The sequence below is a fragment of the Mesorhizobium sp. M1252 genome, from assembly GCF_040318265.1.
Lineage (GTDB): Bacteria > Pseudomonadota > Alphaproteobacteria > Rhizobiales > Rhizobiaceae > Mesorhizobium.
The window spans coordinates 25,746-45,929 of sequence record NZ_JAMYLX010000020.1 but is presented as its reverse complement, the minus strand read 5'-3'; the positions used below and the strand labels follow the sequence as shown (position 1 = coordinate 45,929).

18 protein-coding genes and 1 pseudogene are annotated in these 20,184 nt (G+C 62.5%); 6 read left to right on the top strand and 13 right to left on the bottom strand.

The window, feature by feature from the left end:
- Positions 1-4: 4 nt before the first annotated feature.
- The 4 genes from NKH22_RS27730 (at position 5) to NKH22_RS27715 (ending at position 5,475) form a co-directional block, all read left to right on the top strand.
- Positions 5-2,683 (top strand): OmpA family protein, encoded by a 2,679-nt coding sequence (locus tag NKH22_RS27730; RefSeq protein WP_031197149.1) that lies wholly within the window; start codon positions 5-7, stop codon positions 2,681-2,683.
- Between the two features lie 11 nt (positions 2,684-2,694).
- Positions 2,695-3,189: a Rab family GTPase gene (locus NKH22_RS27725; RefSeq protein WP_023670316.1), complete on the top strand. Its 495-nt coding sequence runs from the start codon at positions 2,695-2,697 to the stop codon at positions 3,187-3,189.
- Positions 3,190-3,192: 3 nt separating this feature from the next.
- Positions 3,193-4,263 (top strand): adenylate/guanylate cyclase domain-containing protein, encoded by a 1,071-nt coding sequence (locus NKH22_RS27720; protein ID WP_023821290.1) that lies wholly within the window; start codon positions 3,193-3,195, stop codon positions 4,261-4,263.
- Positions 4,264-4,407: 144 nt separating this feature from the next.
- Positions 4,408-5,475 (top strand): cyclic nucleotide-gated potassium channel, encoded by a 1,068-nt coding sequence (locus NKH22_RS27715; protein ID WP_023693904.1) that lies wholly within the window; start codon positions 4,408-4,410, stop codon positions 5,473-5,475.
- A gap of 208 nt (positions 5,476-5,683) precedes the next feature.
- Here NKH22_RS27715 and NKH22_RS27710 read toward each other — a convergent pair whose 3' ends face one another.
- The 10 genes from NKH22_RS27710 to NKH22_RS27665 form a co-directional block, all read right to left on the bottom strand.
- Entirely contained in the window at positions 5,684-6,412 is a 729-nt protein-coding gene (locus NKH22_RS27710; RefSeq protein ID WP_352911870.1) for an amino acid ABC transporter ATP-binding protein, read from the bottom strand.
- A 70-nt stretch (positions 6,413-6,482) separates the two neighbouring features.
- Positions 6,483-7,157 (bottom strand): amino acid ABC transporter permease, encoded by a 675-nt coding sequence (locus NKH22_RS27705; RefSeq protein ID WP_023821289.1) that lies wholly within the window; start codon positions 7,155-7,157, stop codon positions 6,483-6,485.
- On the bottom strand, positions 7,154-7,831 hold the full coding sequence (locus tag NKH22_RS27700) for an amino acid ABC transporter permease (RefSeq protein WP_023693902.1): 678 nt from the start codon (positions 7,829-7,831) through the stop codon (positions 7,154-7,156). The genes NKH22_RS27705 and NKH22_RS27700 overlap by 4 nt, the downstream gene beginning before the upstream one ends.
- Before the next feature lie 128 nt (positions 7,832-7,959).
- Positions 7,960-8,748 carry an ABC transporter substrate-binding protein gene (locus tag NKH22_RS27695; RefSeq protein WP_023693901.1) on the bottom strand — a complete coding sequence of 263 codons (789 nt, stop codon included), beginning with the start codon at positions 8,746-8,748 and terminating at the stop codon, positions 7,960-7,962.
- Positions 8,749-8,856: 108 nt separating this feature from the next.
- Positions 8,857-10,020: a saccharopine dehydrogenase family protein gene (locus tag NKH22_RS27690; protein ID WP_023693900.1), complete on the bottom strand. Its 1,164-nt coding sequence runs from the start codon at positions 10,018-10,020 to the stop codon at positions 8,857-8,859.
- Positions 10,017-10,526 carry an Lrp/AsnC family transcriptional regulator gene (locus NKH22_RS27685; protein WP_023670324.1) on the bottom strand — a complete coding sequence of 170 codons (510 nt, stop codon included), beginning with the start codon at positions 10,524-10,526 and terminating at the stop codon, positions 10,017-10,019. The genes NKH22_RS27690 and NKH22_RS27685 overlap by 4 nt, the downstream gene beginning before the upstream one ends.
- Positions 10,527-10,845: 319 nt before the next feature.
- Complete coding sequence (locus tag NKH22_RS27680; protein WP_081726180.1) at positions 10,846-11,421, bottom strand: acyltransferase family protein; 576 nt, start codon at positions 11,419-11,421, stop codon at positions 10,846-10,848.
- Complete coding sequence (locus NKH22_RS27675; RefSeq protein ID WP_352911846.1) at positions 11,403-11,888, bottom strand: acyltransferase family protein; 486 nt, start codon at positions 11,886-11,888, stop codon at positions 11,403-11,405. Before NKH22_RS27675 ends, NKH22_RS27680 begins: the two co-directional genes overlap by 19 nt.
- Before the next feature lie 172 nt (positions 11,889-12,060).
- A complete protein-coding gene (locus NKH22_RS27670) occupies positions 12,061-12,786 on the bottom strand; it encodes a 3-keto-5-aminohexanoate cleavage protein (protein ID WP_352911843.1) in 726 nt (241 codons plus the stop codon).
- 198 nt (positions 12,787-12,984) lie between these two features.
- Positions 12,985-13,455, bottom strand: coding sequence for a MarR family winged helix-turn-helix transcriptional regulator (locus NKH22_RS27665; RefSeq protein ID WP_352911840.1), 471 nt, complete (start codon positions 13,453-13,455; stop codon positions 12,985-12,987).
- A gap of 154 nt (positions 13,456-13,609) precedes the next feature.
- On the opposite strand from NKH22_RS27665, the gene NKH22_RS27660 reads away from it, so the two are divergent.
- Positions 13,610-14,425, top strand: coding sequence for a p-hydroxycinnamoyl CoA hydratase/lyase (locus tag NKH22_RS27660; RefSeq protein ID WP_023693896.1), 816 nt, complete (start codon positions 13,610-13,612; stop codon positions 14,423-14,425).
- 33 nt (positions 14,426-14,458) lie between these two features.
- Complete coding sequence (locus NKH22_RS27655) at positions 14,459-15,949, top strand: AMP-binding protein (RefSeq protein ID WP_352911837.1); 1,491 nt, start codon at positions 14,459-14,461, stop codon at positions 15,947-15,949.
- Between the two features lie 24 nt (positions 15,950-15,973).
- On the opposite strand, the pseudogene NKH22_RS27645 reads toward NKH22_RS27655, so the two are convergent.
- From NKH22_RS27645 to NKH22_RS27635, 3 genes and pseudogenes are all read right to left on the bottom strand, one after another.
- A pseudogene (locus tag NKH22_RS27645) lies at positions 15,974-17,280 on the bottom strand (c-type cytochrome).
- Between the two features lie 10 nt (positions 17,281-17,290).
- Positions 17,291-19,594, bottom strand: a complete 2,304-nt coding sequence (locus tag NKH22_RS27640) for a xanthine dehydrogenase family protein molybdopterin-binding subunit (RefSeq protein ID WP_352911830.1) — start codon at positions 19,592-19,594, stop codon at positions 17,291-17,293.
- Positions 19,595-19,609: 15 nt separating this feature from the next.
- Positions 19,610-20,062, bottom strand: a complete 453-nt coding sequence (locus tag NKH22_RS27635) for a (2Fe-2S)-binding protein (protein ID WP_031208662.1) — start codon at positions 20,060-20,062, stop codon at positions 19,610-19,612.
- Positions 20,063-20,184: the final 122 nt, after the last annotated feature.

Genomic DNA, 20,184 nt, shown 5'->3' with positions numbered 1-20,184 from the left:
GACCTTGACGTCCACCGTCGACCCATTCAACCTTCCGCAAAGAACAGCCTCGAACGATACAGAGATTGATCGCGAGGCTCTGGCTCGTCTTTTGATCGAAATTGCCCGGAACGTTGATCCGGACTACCGTGCGCAGTTCGAGGCGGTTCCAACCGCCGATCCGCGCATGGAAACGCTGCGGCAGTTGCTGGTCAGCCGCGAAATCTCCGAGCTTTCACGCGTCACGCATCTGCTCGACGAACCCGAGCAGCTTGCGGCGGCCGTGGGCGACGTTCTTCCCAGTGCTGCCGGACGAGCGCCTTACGCGCAACTCGGCGAGGCGCTTGCGCCAGCTGTCGAACGGGCTGTGCAACGGTCGATCCAGAAGAGCCCGCGCACGCTGACGGACATATTGTACCCGGTGTTTCTGCCGGCAATTCGCAAGTCAATCGGCGAAAAGATCGACCAGACCTTTCAGTCGCTGAATGAAACTCTAAGGCACATATTCACCTGGCACGGGCTCAAGTGGAGACTTGAAGCCTGGAGAACAGGGGCAAGCTTCTCGGCAGTTGTTCTGAAGCATTCCCTTGTCTACCGTGTGGAACATGCGTTTCTCATTCATCGGAATTCCGGCCTTTTGATAACGCATGTAACGGCCGACAATGCAACGAGCGAAGATCCTCAGCTCATTTCTTCGATGCTCAGTGCGATTCAGGATTTTGTAAAAGACTCATTTAACGAGAAAGAGCAGAGCGGCCTGGACACAATCCGTTTCGGCGAGCTTCGTCTCTGGTCGGAAGTTGGACCGTTTGCGACCCTGGTTTCGGTGATCCGGGGAAATCCGCCGGAGGAATTGCATGAAATCGTTCGCGATGTGTTGCTTCGCATCCATGAGGAAAGCTCACAGGCCTTAGAGCAGTTTGACGGCGACGGTTCGCAGCTGGCCAGCGTAGAGGCGCAGTTGCAGACCTGCGTCGAGCTGAAGCAGGAGGAATCAAACGACGGATTTCCGTGGCTGGTGGCGGCCGTTGCCCTGCTGCTTTTGAGTCTGGCAGGCGGTTGGTACTTTCTTTCCTGGCAATCAGCGCAGCGCTGGCAGGCTTACGTGTCGCGCTGGCAGGCTTACGTGTCGCGAGTGGAGGCCCAGCCGGGCATCATCGTTGCCGAACAGCAGGTACGCGATGGCCAGTTCTATATTGCCGGCCTGAGGGACCCGCTTGCCGTCGACCCGCAGTCGCTGTTGTCAGGCACGGGAGTCGATCCGGCCGGGGTTCATTCGCAATGGCAATTTTATCAGAGCCTTGAGCCGGAGTTCGTGCTGAAGCGGCTGACGGCGTCGCTGGCTCCGCCGGATTCAGTGCGACTTTCGATTGTCGATGGCCGCATCGTCGCCGAGGGTGAGGCTCCCGACACCTGGATCAGCCGGGCGCGCGCGGCGGCCCAGCAGCTTTCGGCAGGCGGGCCGGTCTTCGATATCTCGGGGGTTCGTGACGTAAGTCCCCAAGTGCGCGAGGCGGAGCGCTGGCACGCCTATGTGTCGCGACTGGAGACCCAGCCGGGCATCATCGTTGCAGACCAAAAGATAAGCGACGGCCAATTCTATATTGCCGGCCTGCGAGACCCGCTTGGCGCCGATCCGCAGTCGCTGTTGTCGGGAACAGAGGTCGATCCCGCCCGGGTTCATGCGCAGTGGCAGTTCTATCAGAGCCTTGAGCCGGAGTTCGTGCTGAAGCGGCTGACGGCGTCACTGTATCCGCCGGAAACAGTACGACTTTCGATCGTCGATGATCGCATCGTTGCCGAGGGTGAGGCTCCCGACACCTGGATCGATCGCGCGCGCGCGGCGGCCCGGCAGCTTTCGGCAGGCGGACCCGAATTCGACATCTCCAAGGTTCGTGACGTGAGCCCCGAAGCACGCGCGGCGGAGCACTGGCAGTATTATGTGTCGCGACTTGAGGCCCAACCGGGAATCATCGTCGCCCAACAAACGGCGAGGGGCGGACATTTCTATATTTCCGGCTTGAGAGACCCGCTTGCCGCCGACCCGCAAGCCCTGCTGTCCGGAACGGACGTTGATCCTGCCCGCGTTCATGCACAGTGGCAATTCTATCAGAGCCTTGATCCGAAGTTTGTGGTGAAGCGGCTGACGGCGGCGCTGTCCCCGCCGAAAACCGTTCAGCTCTCGATCATCCAGGGTCGCATTGTGGCCGTGGGTGAGGCTCCTGCCGGCTGGATCAACCGCGCGCGGGCCGCCGCTGAACAACTTTCGGCGGACGGAGTGGTTCTGGATGTCTCGCAGCTGCGTGAGCTGAACCTCGCAGAACTTAATCATTTGAGGCAGGCGATCCAGACGACCGATATTTTCTTCTCTTCCGGCAAGGTTGTGCCGGGACCGGAGCAGACGCCGGTTCTCGACAGGTTGGCGGATCAAATAAAGGAATTCGCCCAGAGTGCCCGCAATTCCGGCGTAACGGCGCGGTTCATGTTGACCGGGCATTCGGACACCACGGGCCGTGAGACGGCCAACGCGTCGATCAGCGCCGCCCGCGCCGAGACAGTTCGTGCGCTTCTCAACAAGCGCGGCGTTGCTCCCGAACTGCTGCTGGTTCGGGGCGCGGGCACTTTTGAGCCGGCTGTACCTGAAAACAGTCTAACCGGTAGCTCCACCAATCGCCGGGTTTCGATTACGGTAAACCTGGACTAGCGGAGCCCAACATGTTGCAAAAAAAGATCTGCATGCTGGGCGGCTTCGCCGTCGGAAAGACGAGTCTGGTCCGCAGGTTTGTGCAGAGCATCTTCTCAGAAACCTACTTGACCACCGTCGGAGTGAAAATCGACAAGAAAAGCGTCGCGCTCCCGGACAAAACCGTGGATCTGATTTTGTGGGATTTGGCCGGCGAGGACGATATCGGCTCATTCCGCGTCAGCTATGTTCGAGGTGCAACCGGGCTCGTGCTAGTCGTCGATGGAACCCGCGCTGCTACTCTTGCCGTGGCACTCACGCTGCGCGAACGGGTCGAGGCCGAATTCGGCGCCATGCCGTTCGTATTGCTGTTCAACAAGTCCGATCTGGCCGATCGGTGGGCGATATCGGATGGTGAGATCAACGAGTTGAGGCAACGTGGATGGCAAATCTATCTAACAAGTGCGCTTTCGGGCGAGCAGGTCGATGACGCCTTTCGTCAACTTGCCTTGATGGTCACCAAATAGACCATGCATGAATTGCCAAAAGAAGTCAGAAATTGGTTTTTCAATTTCTTCTTCGACGGGCACGCTGTCGCTTATCTGAAAATCGACGCTGAGCTTTGCATAGCTGCCAAGGGCGGTAATGTTGAACATTACGGGCTGTCATCGCTTCGCATCGGCAAGCCTGTTGCGGAGCAGCTTGAATTCATGGAAGGTTTGCTGCCTTGCCCGGAGCTTCCGTTTCGCATGGATATGGTTGAACTGCCCGGCGGGCGTGTCGCCGACCTCCATTTTTTTGCTGACAATGCGTTCGTGTGGCTGCTTTTTCTAGACGCCACTGCCGAACGAGACAACAGGCAGCGGCTTCAACAGAAGGCCTATGAAATGACGCTCCTGCAAGAGAGGGAGCGTCAACTCAACGAAAAATTGCAATCGACGAACGAGGCACTGAGAAAGAGCCAGGAGGGATTGGCGCGTGAATACCAGCGCGCCGAAAACCTGCTCCTCAACATTCTCCCGGCGTCGATCGCGGAGCGATTGAAAGCGCAAAAGAAAATTGCCGACAACCACGCAGAGGTGAGTGTGCTTTTTGCCGACATCGTCGGTTTTACGGAACGAGCGCGCAGCGTCGGAGCGGTGACGACGCTCGCTATTTTAAACTACTTCTTCAAGGCGGCGGATCGGCTCTCTGAGCGATACGGCTGCGAAAAGATCAAAACAATTGGCGATTGTGTGATGGTGGTCGCCGGCCTGCCCACGGCGCGATCCGATCATGCAAAGGCCCTCACGCGCTATGCGATTGAGCTGCGCAAAGCGGTCAAGCGGGAACGCTTCGCAGGAGAACCGATAAGGCTGAGAATTGGAATTCACTCAGGACCGATCGTCGCCGGCGTCATAGGCAAGAGGCGGTTCGCCTACGACCTGTGGGGTGAGACCGTTAATCTCGCCTCACGTATTCAAACGTCCGCGGAGCCCGATGAAATCCGTATTTCCGATGCAACTTGCCAACTGCTTGGACCGAAATTTGCTTGCGACCCACTCGAGGAAACGGAATTGCGCGGTGCGGGTCGCGTGCGAATGTGGCGGCTCCCGAGCTGATCCGTCGCCTGCGGTGCGACCGTGGAGCGCCGATAGCGGCGCCCGAAAGCCATTGGCGTGACCTGATCTTGCGATCGCAAAGCACCCTTTGCGCTTGCCCGGAAGGCCTCTATTCTGGAGCACAGTGGCCGCTGGTGGGATAGAATGTCGGTACTGCCTTTTCTGAGAATCTACGCACCGCTAAATGCGGTGCTCGCTGCGCCTGGGCTTCTGGCGGTGGCTGCGCTCACGATGCCGAACATGTCCGGACGAAGCAGACTGGCTCTGGCTGCCGTGCTCGCTGTCATTTGGGCCGCCTATCTTCTGCAGATGGCCGAGACCCTGCTCAAGCGCTGGGCGGGAGACCTTCGGGACAGGACGCCGGCAATCGCAATCGATGTGCTCGCGGTTTTGGTTCCACTCGCCGCATTCCTGCTCGACGGCACGCCCGACCGCAGCCTCTACTGTGCTGTCTGGCTGCTGAAGCCGCTGCGCGACTCGACGTTCTTCCCGCTGCTTGGCAGGGTTCTGGCCAACGAAGCGCGCAACCTGGTCGGCGTCACCACGGTCTTCGGCCTGGTTCTGTTCGGTGTCGCACTTGCGGCCTATGTCATCGAGCGCGACGTCCAACCGGAAAAGTTCGGCAGCATCCCCGAGACAATGTGGTGGGCGGTGGTCACGCTGTCCACTACCGGCTATGGCGACGACATTCCGCAAAGCTTCGCCGGCCGCGTTCTTGCCGGGGCTGTCATGATGTGTGGCATCGGCATCTTCGGGCTCTGGGCCGGCATTCTTGCCTCCGGCTTTTATCAAGAAGTCCGTCGCGAGGATTTCGTCCGCAATTGGCAATTGATTGCCGGCGTTCCGTTGTTTCAGAAGCTTGGCCCGGCCACGCTGGTCGAGATCGTGCGCGCGTTAAGACCCCGCACGGTGCCGGCGGGCGCCGTGATCTGCCGCAGCGGCGAGACCGGCGATCGGATGTTCTTCGTCGTGGAGGGCCGCGTCAGCGTCGCGACGCCGAACCCGGTGGAGCTTGGCCCTGGCGCCTTCTTCGGCGAGATGGCGCTGATCAGCGGCGAACCGCGTATGGCGACCGTCACTGCCGCAACTTCTGTCTCACTCCTGTCGCTGCACGCGGCGGATTTCCAGATGCTGTGCAGCAGCAGCCCGGAAATCGCGGAAATCATCCGCAGGACCGCGCTCGAGCGGCGCGGCGCGGCGCCGGTGGCTTGACCGTACAGCCGATGGTGGCCCGGCTGGAACTGGATGGTACGGCTCTATCGACCACGCGCGAAGGTTCTGGACGGCACGTGGAAGGTCCCAGAGGCGTAGCCGGAGACCTAAACGTAGCCGATCCACTCTACCGGCGGCTCGTTGTTTGGCGCTGTGCGTCGACAGTTCCTGCCCCGCGGCCTTTCGGACGACCGGCTTTGGCTAAGCTCTAATGCCTTAGAATCTTGCTTAGAAAAGCCCGGCTGCGGTCGGTCTTCGGGTCGGAGAAAAACGCTTCCGGCGTGCCGCTTTCGACGATGGCGCCGGAGTCCATGAACACCACGCGCTGCGCCACCTTGCGGGCAAAGCCCATTTCGTGCGTTACCACCATCATGGTCATGCCTTCCTCGGCCACCGCGACCATGACGTCGAGCACTTCGGAAATCATCTCGGGATCGAGCGCCGAGGTCGGTTCGTCAAACAGCATGATCTTGGGGCGCATGCCGAGGCAGCGCGCGATGGCCACACGCTGCTGCTGGCCGCCGGACAGCTGTGACGGGTAGGCGTTGACCTTGTCGGCGAGGCCGACCTTGGCCAGCAAGTCGCGCCCGGCCTGCTCGGCCTCGGCGCGGGGGATCTTGCGCACATGGATCGGCGCCAGCGTGACGTTTTCCAGCGCCGTCTTGTGCGGGTAGAGGTTGAACGACTGGAAGACGAAGCCGATCTCGGTGCGCAGCTGCGTCATGTTGGTGGCGGGGTCGCCGAGGCGCTGGCCGTCGACGACGAGGTCGCCATCCTTGATCGCTTCCAGGCCGTTGATGCAGCGGATCAGCGTCGACTTGCCCGAACCACTTGGGCCGCAGACGACGACCACTTCGCGCGGCTCGACGCTGAGCGTGATGTCCTTCAGCACATTGAGCGAGCCGAACCATTTGTTGACGCCGCGAAAGTCGATCATGCCCGTTTTGGTCAGGTTTGTCTTGGTCGGGCTTGGATTGGTCATGGCGGTCAGCCCTTTGGGTTCGATGTCACAGCTGCACCTCGCCATGCCCCGCGCCCATGCGGCGCTCCAGCCGGCGGGCGAGCATGATCAGCGGATAGCAGACGACGAAATAGCCGACGCCGACCAGGAAGAAGACCAGCAGGCCGTTGGGCACACGCTGCACCACAAGCCAGCCGACGCGGGTGAGGTCGGTCAGCCCGATCGCCGAGACGACGGAAGAATCCTTGATCAACAGTACATATTGCCCGACCAGCGGCGGCAGCACGATGCGCATCGCCTGCGGCAGCACCACCTGGCGCATGCGTTGCCAGCGCGACAGGCCGGACGCCAGAGCTGCCTCGACCTGGCCGGTCGGCACCGAGCGGATGCCGGCGGCGACGATCTCGCAGATGAAGCACGCGGCGAGGTTGGTGAGCGCGATGATGCCGGCGGTGAAGGCATCGAGCTCGATGCCGAATTCCGGCAGGATGAAGAAGATCAGGAAGATCTGCACCAGGAACGGCGTGCCGCGGATCAGGTCGACCCAGGCGCCGATCACGCTCGAGATCAGCCGGTTGCCGCCGGTGCGCAATATGCCGAGGCCGAAACCAAGCAGCGTGCCCAGCACCAGGCTGATCGCCGACAGCATCACGGTCATGCCAAGGCCGCGCAAGGCGAGGGGGTAGCTGCCGGCCAGGCTTTGCAGCTGTTGCCAGATCATGTGCTGCTCCTTGCCGGCTGCAGACCGAGCCAGCGACTGGACAGCCCCGCCAGTCCTTTGAGGCCGTAATAGAGCAGCAGATAGAAAGCGGCGATGGTGATGAAACCTTCCGCCGGCATGAAGCGGTCGGACGCCAGCAACTGGCCGGCGCGCGTCAGTTCGGAAACCGAGATCAGCGACAAAAGCGCGGAATCCTTGACCAGCACGATCGCCTGGCCGAGCAGCGGCGGGATCGTCACCTTGAAGGCTTGCGGCAGGATGACCAGGCGCATGCGCTGGACATAGGTCATCCCCGAGGCGACGCCGGCCTCGACCTGGCCGCGCGGGATCGACAGGATGCCGGCGCGGATGATTTCCGCGACATAGGCGCCGCTGTTCAGCGACAGAGCGATGATGCCGACGACCAGCTCGGGCAGGACGAAGCCGAGACGCGGCAGGCCGAAATAGAGGAAGTAGAGCTGCGCCAGCAACGGCGTGGCGCGCACGGCATCGATATAGCCCTTGGCCAGCACGCGAAACAGCTGGCCGCGCTGCAGGTTCATGGCGGCGAGCACGATGCCGACGGCCAGCGCGCCCGCAAAGGACAGCGCCGACAGCCATACGGTCGTGATCAGACCCTGCCCGAACAAAGGCAGATATTCGATGATGGTGCGGAAGCTGAAATTTTCGAGCATGGCGGTGAATTGTGAATGGTAATGGGCAGTAGTGAGTAGTGAGTGGTGAGCAGTGAAGGGCGTCCGGAATGGCCATTCACCATTCACCATTCACTACTTCCTACTCACTACTCCCTGCTTACCTCTGCTTAGTGATCCTTCTTCCAGGCGTCGGAATTGACCCAGTAGTCTAGGTTCTTCTGCAGGCGTCCGTCGATGCTGACCTGGTTGAGGAACAGGTTCATCCAGATCAACAGGTCCGGCTCGTCGTAGCGGGTGGCGAAGGCAAGCGGCTCCTTCGACAACAGGTCCGGCATGATGGTGAAGGTGCCGGCGGGATAGGCTGTCGACTGACCCTTGACCGCCGAGACGTCGTTGACACCGCAATCGGCCTGGCCGTTGTTGACCGCGTCGAGCAGCAGCGGGCCGCCGCCCTTGTAGCTCTTGATGTCGGCATCCGGGAAGGCGTTTTTGGCTTCCTTTTCGCCGGTGGCGCCCAACAGCACGGCGATCTTGGTGCCCTTGGCCTTGCAGTCCTCGGTTGTCTTGAACTTGCTGCCGGCCTTGGTGAAGACGGTGCTGCCCGTATACATGTAAGGTGTGGTGAAGGCGACCTTCATGCCGCGCGCCAGCGTCGGCGTCATGTCGGCGACGAGCAGGTCGGCCTTGCCCGAAAGCAGCGCCGGGATCAGCCCGTCCCAGTCATAGTCGAGGAAGGTGATCTTGACGCCCATTTCCTTGGCCATCAGCTCGGCGAGTTCGACCGAACTGCCGGTGCGTTCGCCATTGGCGCCGACCAGCGAGAAGGGCGGTCCCTGCGTCTGCACCGCGACGCGCAGTTCGCCGCGCTTGGTGATCTCGTCGAGGGTTCCGGCACTGGCAGCAGCGGTCAGGCCCGCAAGCGCAAGTCCGGCGATGAAAAGCTTGGCAATCTTCATTTGGCATTCCTCCTGTTATCGTTGTTGTTCCACTTTGTTATTCCACCCTTTTGGGTGTTTTTTGAGCGGCAGCACCGTTTGCCGGCGGCAGCCACCGTTCGAAAATCCTCAGTCCCGGGCCACCGTTTCGGTCACCTTGATGCCACGCCTGGCCAGCTCGTCGAAGAAGGGTTCGTCCGGCACATGCAGCAGCGGGTTGAGCAGGCCAGGTGTGGCGATCTCGCGCCGCGCCAGCATTTGCGCGACGATGCTGGCGGGATAGCCGACGCCGAGGCTCATGCCGAACAGGCCGGATGCCAGGTCGCGTTCGATGATCAGGTCCGACGTCACCGTTTTGGCGCGGCCACCCTCGAGACCGGAAAAGACATTGCGCATCACGCAAAGGTCCTTCTCGTCGGCGCCATATTGCAGTTGCGGGCCGAGCAGACGGCCGAGAAATTCGCGCGGGCTGGCGCCGGTGCCGGGCACCTTGTCTTCGGAGAGGAAGCCGAGTTCCTTCAGCGGCGCCCAGAACGCCGACCATCCCGGCCAGCGCAGTGTATAGCGGCCCGAGCGTTGCAATCCCTTGGCGGCCGCCAGCATCTCGACATAGTGCAGCGCGTCGCCATTGGGGAAAGCTTCCAGTCGGCCAAGGCCCGCGACCTCGATTTCGTGGATGAAGGCATTGTCGTGCTGTCGGCCGGCCGGCACTTCGACGCGCTTGCCATGCTCGATCATCACGCTGTCGCGGTTCTGGCTGACCAGAACCATGTCGAAATTCCAGCTCACCTTGTAGCAGAGCGGCTTGGCCATCGCCTTCGGTTCGGGGATGCCGCCGCAATAGGAATCGATCGAAGAAATCGTAGAGAACTGCTTTGCGGCGCGCGCGTAGAGCACGAGGTCGATGCCGGGGTCGAGCCCGCATTCGGTCATGATCGAAACGCCGGCCTGTTCAGCCTCCTGCGCCAGATCGGCAATCGCCTTGCCGTAATTGGTGGTGACCAGCGGCGTGCGCGTTGCGATCGCGGCCTGCACCGCCTCGCGCATCAATGGCTGCGGCAGCAGATCGATGGCGGCGTCGACATCCGCCAGCACGGTGGCAAGCGCCGGACCGATCGCGCCCTCGGGCATGACGAAACGCACGCGGGAAAGGTCGGTCAGCCCGGCAAGCCGAGCAGGGCCGTCGGCCGACGTATCGACGCAGACGACTTCCTCGACGCCGGCGCTGGCGACGAGATCGGCGATGGCCGCCCGTCCCTGCAGGCCGAGGCCGCCGAGAACAGCTATTCTCATGCCGGCTCCTTGCGCGACGGTGTTTCTTCCGACCAGCAGCCTTCGGGAAGGCTGACCCATTTGTTGCATGAAGCCATGACGACGAAGGTTTCGCTGCGCACGACTTCGCCGGGAATGCCGGCGCCGGGGATCAGCTCGCTGGTGATGCGGTAGAGGTCGGCGACATCGCCGGCCACGGTGACATCGACAATGATGTCGAAGCGCCCGGTAACCACCGAGGCCGAGTTGACGAAAGGCAGTTCGGCAATGCGCTGCGCCAGTTCCCGGGCGCGGCCACGTCCCTGCGCATTGATGCCGACAATGGCCGAGATCAGCTCGGGGCGTTCGGTCAGATTGAGCAGCCCGACGATCTTCAAGAGGTTGCGGTCGAGCAGATTGCGCAGCCTTGAGCGCACCGTCGGCACCGAGATCGCCATCGTCTCGGCGAGCCGGTTGATGCCGGGCTGGGCATCCTGCGACAACAGCTTTACCAGCCGTCGATCGGTTTGATCGAGATGCTCACGCAAAAGGCAAGGCTTTCATAAAGGGAAAGAAACGATGGGATTTTCTTTCGGATATGAAAAATACATTATGGGAAATTTTTAACAGCAGCAAGAGCTATGTCATCCCTCTGTGCCAGTTCCCGTGTGCGTTCAGGCAAGACAGGATGCATGTCGTCCCAAAACCGCTGCACATTTTTGGGCAGTCGAGGATGTGCGCGACAGCACTAGGTGACGGAGTTCGAAGACGATCTTGCCGCGGCCGTGGTCGCTTGAACGCGACGGTAGGTCGTAGTGAGCAACGCACCCGAATGGCAGGCCGACCGAGCTGCGGCGTAGCCGCAACTCACGCCTTCACCTGATAAGCGGAGAGGCTCATTCGCGACATGGCCAAAAGCGGCCTTTCGATAAAACTATAACTCGCCAGGGACACGGCGATGCAGGCGGTGACAATAGCTATGCTTGCAAGCCATGGTGACACATTGGCGGTTGCAACGACAGGAGCGATCGCGAGCAGCACGATAGGATGGGTCAGATAGAGAGAGTAGGAAGCATCTCCCAGCCTTGCCAGCACGCGAGGAGCAAAAAGTCGGAAGTAGCTCTCCAGGCTGATGCAACCCGCGACAAGGATCAGCGCCGGGATACCTTGAGCAAGGGTTCGCGGCAAGTTGAAGCCAAGTACCATCACCAGTGTGGACACAATAGCGAACCCGACAGCCGAGGCACCCAGGAAAGCGGGCAAACGCACCAGTCTGCCGACCAGATGGCCGACAGCCATGCCGGCAAGGAACTCAAACAGGATTGGCGTGGTATAGAAAAACAGCACAGTGTCGGCGGCGGGTTTGAAGATAATGCGTGCGGCTACGGCGATTGCAAAGACAACGCCAATCGTGGCCATTTGCGTCAGCGCACCAAAACCCATAGTCGCCGCGAACAGAATGTAAACAGGATTTCCAGATTGAGCGTCCAACCCACACCAAGCACTGGCTGGACATAGCCTGTGGCCGTATCGAGATAGGGCACGAAAAGCAGGCTATTGGTAATCTGCTCAAAGGACACTCCACGACCGGCAAACAGCCAAAGTGCGGCGACCATGAGGAAGGTCATGACCCAATAGAACGGAACGACGCGCGTGAACCGCTGCATCAAAAAAGCACGGTGGTCGCGATGTCTGTTCTCCGTCGAGAGAACCATGACAAAACCGCTGATGACGAAAAACAGGTCGACGCCGCTGTTTAGAATGGGAATAGGCAAATCGAGCACGCCTAGTGCGGCCGGAAGATGATAGATAACAACCATTAGGGCTGCTAGCCCCCGCAGGGTCTGTATCGATGTATATTGTTGAATCCGACGCGGCGCAGCGTGATCATTATCCGGAATGACGTTCATTAAAAAATGTCCCCGATGCCGGAGAATATTAACACAGATGAGATCGTTGATGCGACGATTAACTGCCGGTTTAATTAATACATAAAATTTGAATAGCTTTCACCGACTTTCGCGGCCCGGGCCTTGCGATCGCCATCGTCTCGGCGATGCCTTGGCGCGCTGCTTGTATGCGCTATCGCCCGGCCTGGAAGATCGCCACCGCTGCCGCCGTCAGCGCGGCATTGCCGGCCGCAACCGTGCCATCCGGCAGATGCTTCCCATCCTCCAGCCCGACGCGCGTCGACCAGTCGCGATCCGCGGCACGGCGCACGAACGGCCACACCGTCGCGTTCTCGCCATGCAGCAGGATGGCACGGCGAATGCCGGCGCGCTCCAGGACCTGTTCGATGCCGCCAGCGACCGCAAAAGCCTCGTCTAGCGTCTGCTCGGAAATCTCGATCAGCACGCGCAGCACGCGCCCGCCATGGTCGAGGCCGACCAGCCGCTCGGCGTCGGCGACCGACGCCAGACCCGCCTCGATGCCGATGCCGCGCTGGCGCAGGCTCTCCATGACGATCGGTGCCGCCGCCTCGCTGAGATTGACCGAGGCATAGTCCGGCAATTCGCGCCAGCCGGCGATGGCGACCAGCGTGCTTGTATCGTCATTCTCGATCCAGGCGCCGGTGGAGACGCCGATCAGCGTACCAGGGCAGGCACGGCGCAGCCCTGCGATCGTCAGGTCCATCGCTGCCGGCGCAAGGCTCTCGCGGCGGTCCGCTCCGCGGGCATGGACATGCAGCTCGGCCGCACCCGCGGCGACAGAGGCCGCGCCGTCGCGCGCCATGGCCTCGGCGTCGAGCGGCAGCGTGGGGTGAAAATCGGCGGCGCGCGCGCCGTTGATGCAGGTCTGGACGATCATGGCTCTCGCGATCCTGTTGCCGATGGGCGAGCCTAGCAAAGGGCAGGGCGGAGAGGGAACGGGCGTGGTGAAGATTGCTGACAGGGTGTTGCGCAGGGCACTCGTTGCAACGCTGCAATCCTTCTCGCGCTCTCTATCCTGCCGGACATCCACCTGAGCGGGAGATTGGCAGTTTCAGCGCCGCCGCTCGGCCTGCCTTCAGTCTTCGTCGCTCCAGATCAGCCGTAACAGCCGCAGCAGTGTTGCCCGATCTTTTTTCGTCAGCCGTTGCAGGAACCGGTCCTCGTGGTTGCGCACTTTGAGCCGCCATGCCGGCATGACGGCTTTGGCTGCCTTGGTCAGAGCGAGCACCTGCATGCGCCTGTCCTGCGCATGGTCGTCGCGGTCGACCAGCCCGCGCTCCTCGAGTTCGGCCAGCAGCGGCGCCATGTTGGCGCTTTTCATGCCGAGCCGGCGGCAAAGCTCGGCGGCGCTGATGCCGGGCCGTTCGTCGATCAGCGCCAGCATCCCGTAGGTGACCGGGCGCAGTGAGGCATCGGCCATCTCGGCGGTGAAATCATTGAGCGCCAGGGTCGAAGCTCGCCGCAGATTGTAGCCGATCTGTGCGTCGAGCCTGTCTTCAGGCGCCACCCTAGCCACCTTGCCGCTGCGGTCCGATGTCTCGTCCATGCTGCAACCGATCGCTGCGACCAAGGTTCTTGTCAAGCAAAAAAGACTATGCAACATAGCAGTTCTAAAAGCTATGTCACATAGCGATTGATGCAGGGGAAGAGCACAACTCTTCTCCCCGCCACACAGGAACGCAAGCCGGAGGAGAGTTGCCATGACCGAAGAGACCGTTGCCTTCGACATCGAGGATGGCATCGCCTGGGTGCGCTTCAACCGGCCTGAAAAACGAAATTGCATGAACCCGGCGCTCAACCGGCGCATGATGAAGGTGCTCGACCAGCTGGAATACCGCGATGATGTCGGCGTGCTGGTGCTGTCGGGCGAGGGCAGTGCGTGGTCGGCTGGCATGGACCTCAAGGAGTATTTCCGCGAGACCGAGGCCAAGGGGCTGGGCGCCGTCCGCAAGGCGCAAGGCGAGGCCTATGGCTGGTGGCGGCGGCTGCGCTGGTATCGCAAGCCGACCATCGCCATGGTCAATGGCTGGTGCTTTGGCGGCGGCTACGGCCCGCTGTTTGCCTGCGACCTCGCTTTCGCCGCCGACGAGGCGCAATTCGCTCTGTCGGAGATCAACTGGGGTATCCTGCCCGGCGGCGGCGCCACCAAGGTGGTGGTCGATCTCCTGTCGATGCGCGACGCCATGTATCACGCGCTGACCGGCGAGCTGATCGACGGCAGGAAGGCGGCGGCCTGGAAGCTGGTCAATGAAAGCCTGCCGCTGGCGGAGCTGAAGCCACGAGTTACCGAGGTGGCGAACATCCTGCTGAAGAAAAACCCGGTGGCGCTGAAGGCGACAAAGGACGCCATCCGCCGCGTCGGCGAGATGACCTATGACAATGCCGAGGACTATCTGGTGCGCGCGCAGGAAGCGGCCAATTCCTTCGACAATGACGGCCGCAAGGAAGGCATCCGCCAGTTCATCGACGAAAAGAGCTACAAGCCCGGGCTCGGCGCCTATGACAAGGCGAGGTGATCAGCCAATATCCAATCGGGGAGGAGAAGCGAGATGCCGGCCTGGACGACGCCCGATCCCGTGGCCTTGCATGCCGCGACGCAGCCCGAGCGCCTCGCTTGCGTCGACCTGGCTTCCGGGCGGCGTTGGACGTATCGCGGGCTCGACGAGGCCATCCAGCGCGCCATGGCTGTGCTGGAAGACTACGGCATCGAGCCGGGACAACGCATCGCGACGCTCGCCCGCAACAGCGCCGATCTACTCATCGCTCAGCAGGCCGCCATGCGGCTCGGCGCCATCTTCGTGCCGGTCAACTGGCGCCTTTCCGCCGTCGAGCAGCAGACGGTCCTGGCCGATTGCGAGCCGGTGCTGCTGCTGCACGACGCGGCGCTGATTACGGCGCTGCCAAAAGGCTGTGTACCTGTGGAGGTCAGGGCCTTTGCCGCGGCGGTCGAAGCGCAAGCGCCCGCGCTACGACGCGCTTTGCCGGCGGGCGATGTACCGTCGATCATCCTCTACACCTCCGGCACATCGGGCCGGCCCAAGGGTGTCATCCTGACCGAGGCCAATGCGTTCGCCACCGCGGTCAATTTCGGCGTGCTGGGGCGGGTCGGCAATTCCAGCATCTTCCTCTGCGACGCGCCGATGTTCCATGTCATAGGCCTCATCACCAGCCTGCGTCCGCCCTTGCTGCAGGGCGGCACCGTGCTGATCTCGCCCGGCTTCGAGGCCGGTCTCACCAACCGCCGTCTGGCAGACCCGGACCTCGGCGTCACCCACTATTTCTGCGTCCCGCAAATGGCACGGATGCTGCGCGACGGCACCGCGTTCGCGCCGGCGAACTGGACCACGCTGACGGCCATCTTTACCGGTGGCGCGCCCAATCCCGCCGCCGACATCCTTTGGTGGCTGGAGCAGGGCGTGCGCATGGTCGACGGCTTCGGCATGACCGAAGCCGGCACCGTGCTCGGCATGCCGGTCGAGGCACACCAGATCGCCCGCAAGGCCGGCTCCGCCGGCCTGCCGGCGCCGTCTTTGTCGCTGCGCATCGTGGACGAAGATGGCCAGGACGCCGCAGCCGGCGAGCCGGGTGAGATATGGCTGTCAGGCCCCAATGTCACGCCGGGCTACTGGAACCGGCCCGATGAGACGGCGCAGGCCTTTACATCGGATGGCTGGTTCCGCACCGGCGACATTGCGCGCCGCGACGAAGATGGTTTCGTCACCCTCGTCGACCGCCGCAAGGACATGTTCATTTCGGGCGGCGAGAACGTCTATCCAGCCGAGGTCGAGATGGCGCTGCTCGATCATCCCGACATTTCGGACGTCGCCGTCATCGGCATCGCCGACGGGCGCTGGGGCGAGGTCGGTCGCGCCTTCGTTGTACTGAAGGCTGGCTGCGTCCTCGATCCGGCCGCGCTCGCGGCGCACTGCGCGGACCGTATCGCCCGCTACAAGGTGCCGAAGGAATTCCTGCTCACCGACGCCCTGCCGCGCACCGCCTCCGGCAAGATCCAGAAACACATTTTGCGTGGCTGGCGGTGAGCCAAGAGACCACCACCGCCGTCCTCACTGCGCCCGCGCCTTGGCGACGTCGGCCGGCGTGATGGCGGATTGCTTGCCGCCGAAATGCGCCAGCACATAGTTGCCGAGCGCCGCGATCTCGACATTCGAATAGGCATTGGCGAAAGCCGGCATCGCCTGCTTGCCGAGCGGCGTCGTGATATGCGCGCCCTTCAGGATGACCTGGATGAGGTTCGTGCCATCGGGGTCATTGACCGTGCGGCTGCCGCGCAGCGCCGCATAAGGGTCTGCAGCCCTTCGCCGTTCCATCCGTGACAGCTGGCACAGGCGCCCTGGAACAGCTTCAGGCCGAGCCCGCCTTGCGCCACTGAATCGGCAGACGGAGCGTAGGCGATGGACGTCGTCAGTGTTGCCGGCGGCTCGACTTCGACGATCGCCTTGTCGCTGCTGACTTGCGGCGGCACGGTTTTCACATAGGCGACGATCGCCTTGATGTCTTCCGGCGTCAAATGGCGCAGGCTGTAGTCGACGGCTTCGCCCATGCTGCCGGTGGCCGCACCACGCCCTTCCGCATGACCCTTGGACAGATAGTTGGACAACTGCTCATCGCTCCAGCTGCCGATGCCGGTCGTCTTGTCCGAACTGATGTTGTAGGCCTTCCAGCCCTGCAGTTCGGCGCCTGCGAATTTCTTGCCGTTGTCTAGCCCATAGAACAGGTTGCGGGGCGTGTGGCATTCGCCGCAATGCGCCATCGCTTCGGTGAGATAGGCGCCGCGGTTCCATTCCGCGCTCTGCTTTTCGTCTTGCGGCAACGGACCGTCGGGAACGAACAACAGGTTCCAGAACCGCAGGACATAACGCTGGTTGAACGGAAAACTCAGATCGTTCTTCGGCGCCTCGGCGTGCACCGGCGGCAGGCTGAACAGATAGGCCTTGATCGCCAGCGCATCTTCGGTGGTCATCCTGGCGTAGGCCGCATAGGAAAAGGCCGGATAGAGATTGCGGCCTTGCTTGTCGATGCCCTGATGCAAGGCACGCACGAACTCCGCGTCGCTCCAGTCGCCGATGCCGGTTTCCTTGTCGGCGGTGATGTTTGGGGAATAGACGGTGCCGAACGGCAGTTTGAAGGCAAGGCCCCCGGCATAGGGCGTGCCGCCGCCGTTTGTGTGGCAGGCGACGCAATCGGCCGCGCGCGTCAGATATTCGCCGCGATCGATCAGCGCCTGGCCGGCCGGCAGCTTTGCCTCCGCCGCGGAGACGTCCGGCAGCGGCGCCGGCTTGAACAGGAAGATCGCAACGCCGACAGCGATGACGACCACGACAGCGAGGAGGATGCGGACCAAGCTTCTCATGGCCTGGCCCTCACAGCGCTTCGGCTTCGGTTTCGATGCCGGTCTCCGGGCGCTCCCTGCTGTTCGCCAGCACCGCCAGCAAGGGTGCTGAGGGCGGCGGCACCATCGACACGCTGGTCTTATCGGCGCCGTCGCTCTTCAGCTGGTTGCGGTCGATGGGCAGGCTGCGCAGGCGTTTTCCCGTCGCGGCAAAGATCGCGTTGGCAAGGGCGGGACCGGCCGAAACCGTTGCCGTCTCGCCGATGCCGCCGGGCGATTCCAGGCTCTTGACGTGATAGACCTCGATCTTCGGCGCCTCATTGTTGCGGAGGATGCGGTAGTCGTGAAAATTACTCTGGTCGACGCGGCCATTGCTGAAAGTGATGCCGCTGTAGAGCGCCGCCGACAGGCCGAAGATCAACCCGCCTTCGATCTGGGCTTCGACCGTGTTTGGGTTGATGGCGATGCCGCAATCGACGGCCACCACCGCGCGCTGCAGCGTAATCTCGCCGGCCGCTGACACCGAGATTTCCAGCACCGCGGCCATGAAGCTGCCGAAGGCATCGTGCAGGGAAATGCCGCGGCCGCTGCCGGCCGGAAGCGGCGAGCCCCAGCCCGACTTTTCGGCCGCCAGCTCGAGCACGCCTGCGGCCCGCGGCTGGTTCTTCGTCAGCGCCCGGCGATACTCTACCGGATCCCTGCCCACCGCATTGGCGAGTTCGTCCATGAAACTTTCGACCACGAAGACATTGTGCGTCGGTCCGACGCCGCGCCACCAGGTGATCGGCACCGGCGGGTCCTCGCGCACCCAGTCGACCTGGATGACCGGCAGATCATAGGGCGGTTTGGCGGCGCCCTCGACGGCATCGTCGTCAAGCTTGTCCTGAGGCCAGCCGCCGGGGATGTAATTACCCAACACCGAACCGCCGGCGACATGGTCGATCCACACGGTTGGCAAGCCGTCGGCGCCGAGACCGGCTGATATCCGGTCGTAGTAGGTCGGCCGGTAGAGATCGTGCTGGATGTCTTCTTCACGCGTCCAGATAACTTTGACCGGGTAGCTCACCTGTTTGGCGATCGCCACCGCCTGGCCGACATATTCGGCGACCAGCCGGCGGCCGAAACCGCCGCCGATCAGGTGATTGTGCACGATGATCTTGTCGAGCGGAAAGCCCGTGACCTGTGCCGCCCAGCCTTGCGCCTGGGTGGGCACCTGGGTGCCGAGCCAGATCTCGCATTCATCGGCGCGCACATGCACGACGCAGTTGACCGGCTCCATCGGCGCATGGGCGAGGAACGGCAGCTCATAGCTCGCCTCGACCGTCTTGACGGCGGCTTTCAGCGCGCCGGCGACGTCGCCTTCCTGGCGCGCCATGATCGGTGTCTTGTTTTTGGACGCAGCCTTCAATGTGTTCATCATATCGTCGCTTGAAAGCCTGGCGTTGGCGCCTTCGTCCCAGGTGATGGTGAGGGCCTCGAGGCCTTTCTTGGCCGCCCAGAAATGATCGCCGATCACGGCGACCGCATTGTCCAGCCTGACGATATCGCGCACGCCTGGAACGGCGCGTGCCGCCGTCTCGTCCACATCGCCGAGCTTGCCGCCGATCACCGGACAGGCGGCGACCGTCGCCACCTTCATGCCGGGCACGCGCACATCGATGCCGTAGACCACCGCGCCATTGACCTTGCCCGCCGTGTCGACCCGGCGCAGCGACTTGCCGATTAGCTGGAAATCCTTGGGGTCCTTGAGCTTGACGTCGCTCGGCACCGGTTGCTTGCCGGCCGCGTCGGCGAGCGCGCCATAGGCCAGCTGCCGGCCTGTCGGCAGATGCGTGACCACGCCAAGCTTGGCGCTGCATTCCGAAATCGGAACCGCCCATTGCGCGGCTGCTGCCGCAACCAGCATCGTGCGGGCAACGGCGCCTGCCTTGCGCAGCGATTCCCAGGTTGCCCGCATCGAGGTCGAGCCGCCCGTTGCCTGGCCGCCAAGCGCAGCGGTGGCGTACAGCTTGTCGTTGGGCGGCGCGTCGACGACCTTCACCTGGTCCAGGCCGACTTCCAGTTCCTCGGCAATCAACGTCGCTTCGCCGGTGTGCGTGCCTTGGCCCATTTCGATGTTGGGCAGGATGAAAGTGATCTTGCCGTCGCTGTCGACGCGGATAAAAGCATCGGGTGAAAAGGCGGCGGTGACGTCGCCCTCGACGGGTTCGGCGGCGGCAAAACCGGGCCTGGTGCCGGCGCCCAGCATGGTGAAGCCGAGCAGAAGGCCGCTGCCCTGCAGGAAGGCACGGCGCGAGGTGAGTTTTTGGGTGGGGGAGGAGGACGGCTTGCTCATGGCTGGCTATCTCCCTCAGGCCTTCGCGGCCTGTTTTATGGCCGCTCTTATTCGCGTGTAGGTGCCGCACCTGCAGATATTGCCGGACATGGCGGCATCGATATCGCTGTCGCTCGGGTCGGGGTTGCGCTCCAGCAGCGCCGAGGCCGACATGATCTGGCCGGACTGGCAATAGCCGCACTGGATCACTTCAAGGTCGAGCCATGCCTGTTGCACTTTTTTGCCCGCCGACGTCGCACCGATCGCCTCGACGGTGGTGACATGGCGCGACCCAACCGACGCGACCGGCAACACGCAGGATCGCACCGGTTGCCGGTCAAGCTGCACCGTGCAGGCGCCGCACTGGGCGATGCCGCAACCGAACTTCGTGCCGGTCAGGCCGATGACATCGCGCAGCACCCACAGCAATGGCATATCGTCCGGCACGTCGACACTGCGATCCTCGCCATTTACATTGAGCGCAATCATGGCCCTCTCCTCGGTTATCCGCATCCCCGTGGACAATGCAGTAGGCACCTGTTTGCCGGTCGTGTCTAATCACATGCATGTTGTTCGGCACCGCAACGCGTGTGCAAATCGCACTCGTGTGC

Coding starts and splice junctions, on each gene's coding strand:
- NKH22_RS27665 (WP_352911840.1), bottom strand. CDS start 13,455: ATGGACGAGACATCGGACCGCAGCGGCAAGGTGGCTAGGGTGGCGCCT.
- NKH22_RS27720 (WP_023821290.1), top strand. CDS start 3,193: ATGCATGAATTGCCAAAAGAAGTCAGAAATTGGTTTTTCAATTTCTTC.
- NKH22_RS27700 (WP_023693902.1), bottom strand. CDS start 7,831: ATGCTCGAAAATTTCAGCTTCCGCACCATCATCGAATATCTGCCTTTG.
- NKH22_RS27655 (WP_352911837.1), top strand. CDS start 14,459: ATGCCGGCCTGGACGACGCCCGATCCCGTGGCCTTGCATGCCGCGACG.
- NKH22_RS27690 (WP_023693900.1), bottom strand. CDS start 10,020: ATGAGAATAGCTGTTCTCGGCGGCCTCGGCCTGCAGGGACGGGCGGCC.
- NKH22_RS27710 (WP_352911870.1), bottom strand. CDS start 6,412: ATGATCGACTTTCGCGGCGTCAACAAATGGTTCGGCTCGCTCAATGTG.
- NKH22_RS27675 (WP_352911846.1), bottom strand. CDS start 11,888: ATGAACGTCATTCCGGATAATGATCACGCTGCGCCGCGTCGGATTCAA.
- NKH22_RS27705 (WP_023821289.1), bottom strand. CDS start 7,157: ATGATCTGGCAACAGCTGCAAAGCCTGGCCGGCAGCTACCCCCTCGCC.
- NKH22_RS27635 (WP_031208662.1), bottom strand. CDS start 20,062: ATGATTGCGCTCAATGTAAATGGCGAGGATCGCAGTGTCGACGTGCCG.
- NKH22_RS27670 (WP_352911843.1), bottom strand. CDS start 12,786: ATGATCGTCCAGACCTGCATCAACGGCGCGCGCGCCGCCGATTTTCAC.
- NKH22_RS27715 (WP_023693904.1), top strand. CDS start 4,408: ATGTCGGTACTGCCTTTTCTGAGAATCTACGCACCGCTAAATGCGGTG.
- NKH22_RS27680 (WP_081726180.1), bottom strand. CDS start 11,421: ATGGGTTTTGGTGCGCTGACGCAAATGGCCACGATTGGCGTTGTCTTT.
- NKH22_RS27660 (WP_023693896.1), top strand. CDS start 13,610: ATGACCGAAGAGACCGTTGCCTTCGACATCGAGGATGGCATCGCCTGG.
- NKH22_RS27725 (WP_023670316.1), top strand. CDS start 2,695: ATGTTGCAAAAAAAGATCTGCATGCTGGGCGGCTTCGCCGTCGGAAAG.
- NKH22_RS27640 (WP_352911830.1), bottom strand. CDS start 19,594: ATGAGCAAGCCGTCCTCCTCCCCCACCCAAAAACTCACCTCGCGCCGT.
- NKH22_RS27695 (WP_023693901.1), bottom strand. CDS start 8,748: ATGAAGATTGCCAAGCTTTTCATCGCCGGACTTGCGCTTGCGGGCCTG.